General features: G+C 73.0%; 10 protein-coding genes. 5 read left to right on the top strand and 5 right to left on the bottom strand.

Annotated elements, in window-relative coordinates:
• From G3I42_RS14890 to G3I42_RS14880, 3 genes are all read left to right on the top strand, one after another.
• The coding region (locus G3I42_RS14890) for a helix-turn-helix transcriptional regulator (protein ID WP_239096456.1) at positions 1–357 on the top strand (357 nt) is incomplete at its 5' end.
• Between the two features lie 217 nt (positions 358–574).
• Positions 575–1090: an SRPBCC family protein gene (locus tag G3I42_RS14885; protein WP_164286147.1), complete on the top strand. Its 516-nt coding sequence runs from the start codon at positions 575–577 to the stop codon at positions 1088–1090.
• A gap of 310 nt (positions 1091–1400) precedes the next feature.
• Positions 1401–4181 carry an AAA family ATPase gene (locus G3I42_RS14880; RefSeq protein WP_164286163.1) on the top strand — a complete coding sequence of 927 codons (2781 nt, stop codon included), beginning with the start codon at positions 1401–1403 and terminating at the stop codon, positions 4179–4181.
• A gap of 55 nt (positions 4182–4236) precedes the next feature.
• Here G3I42_RS14880 and G3I42_RS14875 read toward each other — a convergent pair whose 3' ends face one another.
• Complete coding sequence (locus G3I42_RS14875) at positions 4237–5067, bottom strand: alpha/beta fold hydrolase (protein WP_239096455.1); 831 nt, start codon at positions 5065–5067, stop codon at positions 4237–4239.
• A 213-nt stretch (positions 5068–5280) separates the two neighbouring features.
• On the opposite strand from G3I42_RS14875, the gene G3I42_RS14870 reads away from it, so the two are divergent.
• Entirely contained in the window at positions 5281–5742 is a 462-nt protein-coding gene (locus G3I42_RS14870; RefSeq protein WP_164286145.1) for an SsgA family sporulation/cell division regulator, read from the top strand.
• Positions 5743–5856: 114 nt separating this feature from the next.
• On the opposite strand, the gene G3I42_RS14865 is transcribed toward G3I42_RS14870, so the two are convergent.
• The 4 genes from G3I42_RS14865 to G3I42_RS14850 form a co-directional block, all read right to left on the bottom strand.
• Positions 5857–7503 (bottom strand): tannase/feruloyl esterase family alpha/beta hydrolase, encoded by a 1647-nt coding sequence (locus G3I42_RS14865; RefSeq protein WP_203606822.1) that lies wholly within the window; start codon positions 7501–7503, stop codon positions 5857–5859.
• A 113-nt stretch (positions 7504–7616) separates the two neighbouring features.
• A complete protein-coding gene (locus G3I42_RS14860; RefSeq protein ID WP_164286143.1) occupies positions 7617–8285 on the bottom strand; it encodes a cytochrome b/b6 domain-containing protein in 669 nt (222 codons plus the stop codon).
• On the bottom strand, positions 8269–8994 hold the full coding sequence (locus tag G3I42_RS14855) for a molybdopterin-dependent oxidoreductase (RefSeq protein WP_203606821.1): 726 nt from the start codon (positions 8992–8994) through the stop codon (positions 8269–8271). Before G3I42_RS14855 ends, G3I42_RS14860 begins: the two co-directional genes overlap by 17 nt.
• Positions 8995–9187: 193 nt before the next feature.
• Positions 9188–9721, bottom strand: a complete 534-nt coding sequence (locus G3I42_RS14850; protein ID WP_203606820.1) for a sigma-70 family RNA polymerase sigma factor — start codon at positions 9719–9721, stop codon at positions 9188–9190.
• 419 nt (positions 9722–10140) lie between these two features.
• On the opposite strand from G3I42_RS14850, the gene G3I42_RS14845 reads away from it, so the two are divergent.
• The gene (locus G3I42_RS14845) at positions 10141–10698 is read left to right on the top strand and encodes a hypothetical protein (RefSeq protein WP_164286141.1); all 558 of its coding nucleotides are present in this window, start codon (positions 10141–10143) and stop codon (positions 10696–10698) included.
• The last annotated feature ends 249 nt before the right edge of the window (positions 10699–10947 follow it).

Raw genomic sequence — 10947 nt, 5'->3', positions numbered from 1 at the left:
CGGCTGCGGGCCGGGACCGGGGCCCGCGACGAGCTGACCCGTGCCCTGGCCGCCTTCGAGCACCTCGGTGCCGCGCCCTGGGCCGCGCGCGCCGCCTCGGAACTGCGCGCCGCCGGACAGGCCGTGCCCGGCGCCACGGACGCGACGACGGTCCTCACCGCCCGGGAGCGGCCGATCGCCCAGCTCGCCGCCTCCGGCCTGACCAACAAGCAGATCGCCGAACGCCTCTTCCTCTCCCACCGCACCGTCGGCACCCACCTGTACCAGATCTATCGCAAGCTCGGGATCTCCTCCCGCGCGGCCCTGCGCGACGCCCTGAACGCCCTCGACGCCCCGGGCGCGCACCCCGCGGACTGAGCCGGTCCGGCCGGGGGCGGGAGATGTGACGTACGGGGGCGCCCGGCGCGCCGGGAACGGGAGATGACGTACGGGCCTGGCCCGGGTCCGCCGGGAAATGCCGTCACGCGGCAAGCCGTTTGACGTATTCCGCCCGGCCCGGCTCCTCGGCGACAGTGGCGGGACACGTTTCAACGGGGTCCGGCCCCGGCGGCCCGGCGCGAGAGGGAAACACGGGATGCACGACGTCCAGGACGGCGACCCGGACATCCACTGGCCCTCCGGCTTCGCCCCCGGCCTCGCGCACGGCTTCTGCCACGCGCACACGGTCGTGCGCGCGCCCGCGTCCCGTGTCTTCGCGCGCCTCCTCGACGTGGGGAGCTGGCCGCTGTGGGTGCCCGGGGTCGAGCGGGTACGCTTCGGCGCCCCGCAGAACACGTTCGAACTGTGGCTCGGGGAGGACCGGTTCGAGGTGATCGTCGGGGAGCAGGTGCCGCACAGCAGGCTCGGCTGGTCAGGGATCGGCGCCCGGACCCTGCTCTACCAGGCGTGGTTGCTGCGCCCGCGCGAGGACGGTGCGACCCATGTGGTGAGCGAGAGCGTCGTCCGGGGTCCCGCCGGGGCCGGGCCCGCCGGTGCCGGCCGCCTCAACGCCCTGTGGCTGGCCCGGCTCAGACGCACTCTGGAGGCGGAGCCGCCGCCGGACGAGGCCGCGCCGGGAAACTCCGCGCCACACGAGCCCTTCCCGCTCTGAGCGGGCCAGTGACCATGACACCTGTGTCCCCCGCGGTCCGCGATACGTGCGCACATTCCCGGACCCGGCCTTCGTGGACCCGCGACACCACCTGGAGGCCACCCAGCCGTGACGAGTGGACACATGTCGCTCTACGCTGCTCGTCGTGGACCGGCCGACCTCACACCTCGACGGGGTCGGTGGTCACACCTGGTGGACGGCCGCACCCGCGCAGCGTCGCGCGACCCGTCCCGGAGGAACGCTCCCCTCGCGTCCCTCCGGGACGGCACGGGCCGAGGACCGCACAACCGGCGAAGGGAACGGGGGCCGCATGGAGCCGTACGGCAAGACGTTGATCGGGCGCGCGAGCGAACAGGAGGAACTGGGTTCGTTCGTCTCCGCGCCCAGCGGACAGGCCCTCGTCCTGCGGGGCGACACGGGCATCGGCAAGAGCGCGCTGCTCGACCACACCGCGGACCTCGCCGCCCGCGAGGGCCACCGGGTGATCAGGGCCATCGGCGTCGAGGCCGAGTCGGACCTGCCGTTCGCCGGACTGCACCAGTTCCTCCACCCGCTGCTGCCGCACATCGACCGGCTCGACCCGGCGCACCGCGAGGTCTTCGAGGTGGTCTTCGGCCGTGGCGGGCCGACCCCGCCGTCGGTGATGGCCCTCTCCATCGCCGTACTGGACCTGCTCGCGGTGGCCTCCTCGCAGAAGCCGCTGCTGCTGGCCCTGGACGACGGGCAGTGGCTCGACACCGGGAGCGTGGAGGTGTGCGGTTTCGCGGGACGACGGCTCGCCGGAGGGGCCGTCAAGCTCCTCGTCGGGGTGCGCGCGGACATCGCCTCCCGCTTCGACACGGCCGCGCTCCCGGAATTGCCGGTCACCACCCTCTCGTCCGCCGCCTCCGAGGAACTCCTGGACCGGCACCACCCCGGGCTCGACCCGCGCTTGCGGGGGATCGTCCTCGACGAGGCCCGCGGCAACCCGCTGGCCCTGCTGGAGCTGCCGCCCTTCCTCGTCTCCCGCGCCGAGCGCGGCATCGAGGAACTGCTCGGCCACCAAGGCGTGCCGCTCCCCCGCCGGCTGCAACACGTCTACGGCACCCGCATCAGCGCCCTGAGCCAGGAGGCACGCGCGGAACTGCTGCGCGGCGCCCTGGACGGCGTCGTCTCGGGGGCGGCGCCCGCGCGCGGCCGGGGAGCGCGCTACCGCATGACCGACGCGGACGAGGCCGCCCACGCGGGCCTGGTCGAGAGCGACCCGGTCAGCGGCGACTTCGTCTTCCGGCACCCCCTGGTGCGGTCCACCGTCGTGCACATGGCCACGCCCAACGAGCGGCGCTCCGCGCACGCGGCGCTGGCCCGCGTCCACCAGGACGACGTGGAGCGCCGCGCCACCCACCTCGCCGCCGCCACCGTGGACCCGGACGAGCGGGTCGCCACCGAACTGGAGGCGGCCGCCGAGTCGGCGACCCGGCGCGGCGGCGCGCTCGCCGCGATGGGCTGGCTGACCCGGGCCGCCGAGCTGAGCGAGGAGCGCGAGGAGCGCGCGCGCCGGCTCGGGGACGCCGCGTTCATCGCCGGGCACGCCGCGCTCTTCGACCAGGCGCAGCAACTCGTGCGTTCCGAAGCGGTGCCGGGCCGCGGGGACTCCCCCGCCGCCGTGGTCGCCGCCGCGTACCTGGCGCTGTACCAGGACGGCGACGTGCGTTCCTCACGCCGCCAGGTGGCCGCGGCGATCGACGCGCTGCGCACCGGCGGCATCCACGGACCGGCCGAGGAGGAGGTGCTCGAACGCCTCGTCAACCTGCTCCTGGCGATCAGTCAGTACGCGGGCGACGCCGCCTCCTGGGAGCACACCCGGGCCCTCGTCGGCGCGCTCGGCGCCCCGGCCGGACCCGTACCGGCCCGCTCGCTGCTCTACCGCGACACCTGGAGCGACGTGGTCCGGCACGGCGGGGACGCCCGCGAGCGCCTGGAGAAGGAGTTCGCCGGCCTGCCGCACCTGGAGCCCTGGGACGTGGCCCGCCTCGGCGTCAGCGCCTACCACCTGGACACGCTGGGCCAGTACCGCCCGCACCTGCGCCGCACGGTCGACCGCGAGGTGGAGACCGGCGCGACCGCCATCGGCATGACCATGCTGCACCTGATCATGCTGGACCAGATCGCGGTCGGCGAGTGGGACGAGGCCGAGCGCACCGGCGAACGCGGCCTCGGCCTCGCGCTCGCGCACGACCACGCGCTCTTCGCCCATCACAGCCGCGCCTACCTGGCGCTGCTCGCCGCGCTGCGCGGACAGCTCGACCGGGCCCGCGAGCTCCAGTCCGCCGTCGAGTCCTGGGCCCGCCCGCGCGGCATCGGCTTCCTCACGCAGATCGCGGACGCCGTGGGCACCACGGCCGCGCTCAGTGAAGGGGACTACGAGGCGGCCTACCTCTACGCGATCGGCATCACCTCCCCCGGCACGCTCGAGGCCTGCGCCCACCAGGCGCCCCGTACGCTGCTCGACCTCGTGGAGGCGGCCGTCCACACCGGGCGCGGCGCCGAGGCCCGCGCCCACGCCCTGGCCGCCCGGGACGCGGATCTGCCGGGGGTCTCGCCACGTCTCGCGCTGCTGACGTACGGGGCCCTCGCGATGACCGCCGAGGACGACGAGGAGGCCGCCGCCATGTGCGCGCGGGCGGAGGGGGTGCCCGGCGCGGCCGGTTTCCCCTTCGAGCTGGCGCGGATACGCCTCGCCCACGGCATCCGGCTGCGCCACGCGCAAGGTCCCACCGCGGCCCGCGCGGCGCTCACCCGGGCCGCGGAGTCCTTCGAGCGGCTCGGCGCCGCGTCCTGGGCGCACCGTGCCCGCGCCGAACTGCGCGCCTCCGGCAGGGCGGGGCGGCCCGGCTCCGCGCACCTGGCGCAGCTCACCTGGCAGGAGCAGCGGATCGCGGGGCTCGCCGCGAGCGGGCTGACCAACAAGGAGATCGGCGAGCGGATGCACCTGTCGCCACGCACCGTCAGCTCACACCTGTACCGGGTGTTCCCGAAGCTCGGCATCACCTCCCGCGCCGCGCTGCGCGACGCGCTGGGCACGGTCACCGGGGAGGGCCCGACTCCTTGAGCGCGGGAACCCGGTCGAGGGACGGGACCCGGGACGCCGCGCACCCGTACGGGCTCTACCGGCCTCCGACGACGTGTTCGTCGAGCCACCCGAGGACGTGGTCGGCGACGAGGCGCCAGCCGCCGTCCACGACCAGGGTGTGCCCGCGATCGGCGAACTGCTTGAGGTCGGTGAGGGCGGTGGAGTCGCCGTACTGCTTGTAGACGGCGCGTGTGACCCCGTCGGGGACGATCAGGTCCTCCTGGCCCGAGACGAGCAGCAGCGGGCCACGCCCGGGGTTCGTCGTGTCCGCCGCCGTGAGCGGGTGGCGGGGGGCGCCTCCGCAGCCGAGGTCGGCGAGGAGGCGGCGGGGGGCGGGGATCGCGTACCGCTCGTAGAGCCGCCGCGCCTCCTCGTCGGCCACCGTGTTGGCGAAGGTCTCCCGGAACCGCGCCGGGCTGAGCAGGACGGGGCCGCGGCCGGTGTCGTCCCCCGTGGACCGCGCCGCCGGCAGGGACACGTCGTTGACCGGGGCCGCCGCGAGGGCCACCGCCGCTTCGCCCACGCCGGTACCCAGCAGGTGCTGGGCGACCAGACCGCCGACCGAGTGGCCGACGAGGACCGGGGGGACGTCGAGGGAGCGGACGAGGCGGGCGTAGTGCTCGGTCAGTTCCGCCAGGCCCAGATCGGGCAGCAATTCCGCGCCCTCCCTGGCTTCCGCGGCGGTGGGGGGCTCCCCCGGCCAGCCGGGCGTGTGCGTGGGCCAGCCCCGGCCCGCGAAGCGATCCGCCCACGACTCCCAGGACCGCGCGTGCAGCCACGCGCCATGGATGAAGACGACGGGAGTACGGGTCACGGGGAGACCTCCGAGCATGATTCCGAGCACGTTGACGACCTGCACCGGCATGCGGGCGACCGGTCCAGGATCGTCCGGCGGAGCCGGCGCGGACTCAGTCGAATGGCTTAATCCGCCGAAGTTGGGAAACCCTCGACCGCTCCGCGCGGTCCGCGGACCCGCACGGCACACGTGTGTCGTTTTCGCCGTCAACTGACGGATGTCCGCAGGTGGGCGACGGGCGAGAGTACGGGTATCAGCAGACGTCCCGGAAGGATCACTGTCATGAGCGGCGACCACCCCCGCACCCCCCACAGGCCGGTTTCGTGCGGTGCCCTCACGGTGGACATCCAGCAGGTGCTGGACGTGTGCCTCCAGCGGTCCGTGGAGGCGGAGTTCCGGTACGACCCCGTGTCGCCGCTGGTGGTGACGGTGCGGCTCGCCCCCGAGGGCTGCCCCGGGGTGGTGTGGCACATCGGGCGCGACCTGCTCCACCACGGGATGCGCGCGCTCAGCGGTCTGGGCGACGTGCAGGTGTGGCCGTCGTGCCTGGACGCGCCGGCCACGGCGTGGCTGCGGCTGGGCGGCGCGGAGGCTGCGGCCCTGTTCGAGCTGCCGGTGCATCCGCTGGTGGAGTGGCTGGAGGTCACGTACCAGGTGGTGCCCGCCGGGACCGAGCTGGAGCCGATGGACTGGGACGCGCTCGCGGCATGGCTGTCCGCGACGCCGGAGGTGCCGTCCGACTGAGCGCGGTGCGGGACCGTACGCGGAACAGCCCTTCCCCCCGGCGGGTCTGCCGGGGGGAAGGGCTGTTTGCACAGCGTGCGGTTTCTCGCGTTCCGCGCCGTGGTGCGGGGACCGTCAGTGGCGGCCGTGGGGGGCGGCGCAGCGGAAGCTGCTCGCGTCGGCGACGTCGCCGCGGCCCTTGTAGACCAGCGTCTGCGGGTAGACGCACAGGTCACGCGTGACCGGCCGGCCGGTGGAGGTGATCAGCGTCGCGGGGAGGGTCTGCGGCGCCTTGCCGTGCTCGACCCAGGTGCGCAGGGCGCCGAGGTCGTCCGTGCTGCCGATGCCGTTGGCGAAGCCGCAGTGCGGGGTGCCGGGGGCGAGGAAGAAGCGGTAGAAGTCGTCCGTCTTCTTGGTGCTGCCGAGTTCCTTCACGACGCGGGCGTGGTACTGCTTCGTCCCGGCCGCGGGGATGTACTGGTCGTCCGTGCCCTGCCAGGTCAGCAGCTTGCCGCCGGCGGCGCGGAACGCGGAGAGGTCGGGGTCGTCGGTGCCGATGGCCTTGTCGTACTCGGCCTCGGACTGCTTGAACAGCCTGGCGAGCTGGTCATAGGTGATCGTCGTGATGTCGAGCGAGGGGTTCTTCGCCACCCAGTCGCTCACCCACTGGGCCGGGACCTCGAACGGGGCGCCGGACCGGGTGCCGTCGTCGTTGGCCTTGGTGCCGGCCAGACCGGGAAGAGAGGCGGTGACCGGGACACCGGCCCACAGCTGCTTTCCGTTCGCGGTGCGCGGGCCGTCCCAGATCTCGCGGACCACCTTGGCGTCGGCGGCCGTGAGGGTGAGCTGCTGCCCTTGGCAGTCGACCTTCGTGCCGATGAGCGTGCGCGGGTCGAAGTCGCAGGCGTCGGGGTCGTTCACGAGCCCGTCCTCGGCGCCGTCGAGGGGATCGCAGGCTTTGACGGCGGCGGCGGTGAAGGCGTTCAGTTCGCAGTCGGTCGGGAACGTCTTCTCGACGTTCATGACGACCTGCGGCCAGAGCGTGGCGACCTCGAACTCGTCCCAGTTGATCCCCGGGGCGTTGGCCAGGATGCCGTCGTAGTCCGCCGGGTGGTCCTGGGCCTCCGCGTAGCCCTGCCGGCCACCGGTCGAACAGCCGTTGAAGTACGCGTAGGACGCGGCGCGGTGGTACTGGTCGGCGACGACCTCCTTGGCGACGACCGCCGTCTCGTGCTCGGAGCGCGAGGCGAAGTTCTTCAGGAGCGTCTGGTTCACCTTGCCCCGGGCGTCCAGCGCCCAGGAGCTGTCGACGTACGTGCGCACACCCGCGTCGGTGGTGGCCGCGGCGTAGCCGTTCTTCACCGCGCCGGCCAGGCCCGCGCCGTAGTCCCCGGCGGCGTAGGCGCTCCCGCCGAGCGTCTGGAGGCGCCCGTTCCACTGCTGCGCCGGAAGCCAGACCCGCACCTTGGCGTGGTCGCCCTGCCCGGGATGGGTCAGCGTGACGGTCACGTCGCAGAAGGCCGGAACGTCGGGGACGTGGACGGGACCCACCGGGGGGATCGCGGGGACGTCGACGGGACCGGCGGCGTGGGCCACGGCGGTCACATCCTCCACCTTCGTACCGGCCGGGGCCTTCACGTGGGGGGCGGAGCAGGTGGAGGCGGAGCGAGGGGAGGCGGACGGGGTGGAGGCGGTGCTCCCGGTGCTCGCCGACGCGGTCGGCAGGTACACCGCCGCCACGAGCGGGGTGGAGGCCGCGAGGACGGTCAGAAGGCGTCTCATCAGTGATCCATTCATGGGGTTCGGAGAAGGTTCGGGAGGTGAGGGGGTGTCACGGGCGAAGCGCCCGGCGTGATGTGTTCCACCTTTCGTCATGGTTCGCCCGGGGGCCTCAGTCAGTTGACGGTCGGTTCCGGGGCGGGTTTCTTGCCGTCCTCGTCACGTGGCTTACGTGTCAGCCACCGGGAGTGGTGGAGTTCGGCCCAGGCGCGGTCGACGTACCCCGTACGCATCCCGAGCCGCGCCTCCGGGTCCGCGTACGCCTGGCGCACGTGGCCCGCGAGGACCAGGGCGATGGCCCAGGCGAGGAAGTCGTGCACGAAGATCGCGCTGGTCCGGGAGACGAAGGGGAGCAGCCCGGTGCACCACATGAGCAGCCCCGTGCCGAGCATCACCAGGACCGCGCCCGCGATCCAGCCCGCGTAGAGCTTCTGCCCGGCGTTGAACTTGCCGGCCGGGCGCGCCCGCGGATCGCGGCGGCGTGCGCGTACGGCCCGCAGCCAGCTCCGGTCGTACGCCGCGAAGCGGTTGAGGCGGCGCAGCTCGGCGCGGAACTCCCGGGAGAACAGCCCCAGCAGCACCGGCGCCGGCAGGAGCAGCCCCGACCACTCGTGGACGGTGACCATCAGCCGGCGCCGTCCGACGAGCTGGGCGAGCGGGGCGAGGTAGAGGCACGCGGCGGTGCAGACGCAGAGCAGCATCAGGACGCCGACGGCGCGGTGCACCAGGCGGACCGGAGGGGCGAAGCGGAGGACCCGCTCCCCCTGTTCAGGCCGCCCGGTCACGGCGGTCCTCCGGGTCGAGCCAGCCGTCGATGTCGTATCCGCGCTGCTCCCAGTAGCCCGGGATCACCTCGGGCGTGACCGAGATCCGGGAGAGCCACTTCGCCGACTTGTAGAAGTACATGGGAGCGGCGTAGAGCCGGACCGGGCCGCCGTGCTGATGGCTGATCGGGCGGTCCTGCATGCGCAGCGCGATGAGCATGTCGGGCCGTCGCGCCTGCTCCAGGGTGAGGTTCTCGCTGTAGGCCCCGTCGAAGCAGGTGAAGGCGAGGGCCTTGCCCTTGGCGCGCACTCCCGCCGCGTCCAGCAGGTCGGAGAGCAGGACACCCTCGAAGGGGGTGCTCTTCACCCGCCAGCCGTCGGTGCACAGCACGTCGCGCACGAGGCGGGTCTGGGGCAGCGCGGCGAGTTCGGGCAGCGTCCAGGTACGCGGGCGCTCGACCAGGCCGCCGACGCGCAGGGTGTAGTCGCTCGCGTCCTTGGCCGGCACCGAACCGACGACGCTGTAGTAGCGGAAGCCGCCCGGGTTGGGCAGCAGCCCGCTCAGCCCTGTCGGATCGGCCTGCGAGGCGGCGCCGAGGACTCCTTCCCAGCCGCGTTGCAGCCAAGGTGCGGCGGCGAGGCCCGCCGCACCGGCGGCGAGCATGCCGAACAGCGCTCTGCGGCCCACCGGGGGACCGTCGGGCGACCGCCCCTCGTCGTCATGCGTCATGCCGCGCGTCCTTTCGGCTTGTCTCACACATACGTTTCCGTGTGGGTGGCATCTCGGATTCCAAATAACCGTTCAGACCGGTTATTCGCATGCTGGCAGGTGTCTAGCGCACCGTCAAGTCCGTTCCGCCGGAGGGGTGTGACGCGCGCGTCGTGTGCGGCTCAGGGGACGTCCGGCTCAGGGGACGTCCGGCTCAAGCGGCGTCGGTGCCGAGCGCGCCGCGCAGTTTGCGCAAGGCGTTGTGGTGGCGGGATTTGACCGTGCCCGGCGGTACCCCGAGAATCCCGGCCGTCTCGTTGATGGAGCGGTCGTACAGGTACAGGTGCACGAGCACGGCGCGGTGCTCCACCGGCAGCCGGCGCAGGAGCCCTGCGACGACGATGGTGTCGTTGACCGCCGCGGTGCCGTCGGCCACGGACGGCGGTTCGGCGTAGGCGGCACCGACGAGCTCGCGGCGCGCGTGCGGCTTGCGTACCGAGTCCACCACCAGGTGGCGCGTGACCGTGAACAGCCAGCCGCGCACGGACCCCCGCATCCCGTGGAGCCGGTCGATGTGGTGCCAGGCGCGGAGGGTCGTCTCCTGGACGACGTCCTCCGCGAGCCCGCGATCGCCCAGCATCTTCTCCGCGTAGGCGACGAGCGCGTCGCGGTACTCCCGCACGAGTACATCGAGCAGTTCCGACGAATCGGTGACCGCGGGGGTCGTCATCATGGTCTTCGTGCTCATTCTGTCCATGTGTGGGTTCACCGGCGCCGGGCCCGCGGGAAAGACATGTTTCCATGCGGCGGGTCACACCTGGGGATCGTTTCGCGTGTTCGTTCTACCTCACATGTGATGTGTGCACCAACATGTGTGTGCCGTCGCCACCCGTCCGGAGCCTGTCTCCCGGGCTGCGGCCGGTACCGGAGCGGAAGAAAGCACGCCCGTGTATCGCTCCTGATCGGGTGGCCTGTGCCAGGATGAGCGCCGGGACGGTTCACCCGCACACTTCCTGGGCAGGTGTGATCCGGCGAACGCTTCGGGAAGCCGGATCGGTCTCAGCAACGTACGCCGCCGGATCACCCGAATTGTTCACACTGGTTCTGTAGCAGGGCCCGACGTAGGTACCATGCGCAGCAGCATCCATCACTAGGGAGTAAACGGCCGTGACCAGCCAATCAGCCGCCACACTCCGCTCGCGGTACGTCGTGCAGGCCGCGTCGGATCTGGAGGAGAACCGCCGCAGGCAGGAAGAGCTCGCCGAGCGGTTGAAACTGCTCCAGCAGGAAGAGGCCCTGCTCGTCGACATCCTGGCCCTCGCCGACCGCTTCGAGGACGACGCGGACGACTCCCCGCTGCCCGAACAGGCACAGGGCGAGCCGCCGGTCGCGACCCGGACGCGGTCCCGCGGGAAGTCCGCGCCGGCCCGCTCCTCGCGCACCGGCGCCCCGAAATCCGCCGCGAAGGGGAAGTCGCAGCGGCCCCTCCTCGGAGACCTGCTGATGGAACTGCTCGCCGGGCACGACGAGCCCCAGCCGGCCAAGGAGCTGCGCGACGAGTTGCTGGTGAAGCACCCGGACCGGGAGCCCACCCCGCAGGTCGTACGCAACACGCTGGAGTCCCTGGTCGCCAAGGGCCGCATCCGCCGTCACAAGCAGCAGCGCGCGGTGATGTACACCCTGCGCGAGAACGCCCCGCACGCCGCGGAGACCGGCACCGCCTGACCCCGCGGCCCGCCCGCGTGAGCGCGGGCGGGCCTTTTACGGACCGGACTCGACTTACGGACCGGACTCGACTATGGACCGGACTCGACTACGGGCCGGACTCGACTTACGGGCCGGACTCGACGAAGCGGGGGCGGGGCCGTCGAGTGGCGGCGGGGGCGGGCGCGCGGGCACGGTACCGGATGCCGGTACAGCCGTTCCGGCGGCGGAGGCCCCGCTCCCCCGCCGCCTCCCGCTCCCTTGCCGCCT

Source organism: Streptomyces sp. SID11385 (assembly GCF_010548245.1).
In the GTDB taxonomy this organism is placed as follows: Bacteria; Actinomycetota; Actinomycetes; order Streptomycetales; family Streptomycetaceae; genus Streptomyces.
This window is presented reverse-complemented; position numbering and strand designations above follow the sequence as displayed.

What these genes read in the sequence shown, in the direction of transcription:
- G3I42_RS14885 (WP_164286147.1), top strand. Translation starts at nt 575, where the DNA reads ATGCACGACGTCCAGGACGGCGACCCGGACATCCACTGGCCCTCCGGC.
- G3I42_RS14880 (WP_164286163.1), top strand. Translation starts at nt 1,401, where the DNA reads ATGGAGCCGTACGGCAAGACGTTGATCGGGCGCGCGAGCGAACAGGAG.
- G3I42_RS14875 (WP_239096455.1), bottom strand. Translation starts at nt 5,067, where the DNA reads ATGCCGGTGCAGGTCGTCAACGTGCTCGGAATCATGCTCGGAGGTCTC.
- G3I42_RS14870 (WP_164286145.1), top strand. Translation starts at nt 5,281, where the DNA reads ATGAGCGGCGACCACCCCCGCACCCCCCACAGGCCGGTTTCGTGCGGT.
- G3I42_RS14865 (WP_203606822.1), bottom strand. Translation starts at nt 7,503, where the DNA reads ATGAGACGCCTTCTGACCGTCCTCGCGGCCTCCACCCCGCTCGTGGCG.
- G3I42_RS14855 (WP_203606821.1), bottom strand. Translation starts at nt 8,994, where the DNA reads ATGACGCATGACGACGAGGGGCGGTCGCCCGACGGTCCCCCGGTGGGC.
- G3I42_RS14850 (WP_203606820.1), bottom strand. Translation starts at nt 9,721, where the DNA reads ATGAGCACGAAGACCATGATGACGACCCCCGCGGTCACCGATTCGTCG.